The organism is Aphanothece microscopica RSMan92, assembly GCF_046613545.2.
Taxonomy (GTDB): domain Bacteria; phylum Cyanobacteriota; class Cyanobacteriia; order PCC-6307; family Cyanobiaceae; genus NIES-981.
Genome location: NZ_JBKKKY020000593.1, coordinates 1 through 423 on the forward strand (window position 1 = coordinate 1; position 423 = coordinate 423).

The following is a 423-nucleotide window of genomic DNA, read 5'->3' on the forward strand; positions in this document are numbered from 1 at the left end:
GCGCTGCTGCCCTCGGCCGATGCAGCGGGCGGGTTCCTGACGGGCCTCGGCCTCTCGGGCTGGGGGTGGCTCTGGCCGCTCGTCCTGCCGCCGGCCGCCGCGCTGGTGGCCTTTGCCGCGACCCGTGCCGCGGCCTTTCGCAAGCTGGGGGAACTGTCGTGATGCGCCAGGCATGGCAATGGGTGATGTCGGTGGTTTTCATCGTGCAGATGTATGTGGCCATGGTGGTGATCGGGCTGGCCTACCTGCCCGCCGCGATCCGGTCGCCCCAGGGCGCCATCGACGGCTGCCACGCCTATTGCCGCTGGGTGCGCCTGACCGCCCGCGTGCTGTGCAACCTGCGGACCGAGGTGCGCGGCACCCCACCCGAGGACGCCGCCCTGATCGCCGCGAAACACCAGAGCTTCCTTGACATCATCCTGA

General features: G+C 70.4%; 1 protein-coding gene. It reads left to right on the forward strand.

Going from position 1 to position 423, the window contains the following annotated elements; all coding sequences use genetic code 11:
- Positions 1 to 161: 161 nt before the first annotated feature.
- Positions 162 to 423, forward strand: a 262-nt coding sequence (locus ACLD7X_RS19210; protein WP_411425273.1) for a hypothetical protein, incomplete at its 3' end; no start/stop codon positions are given.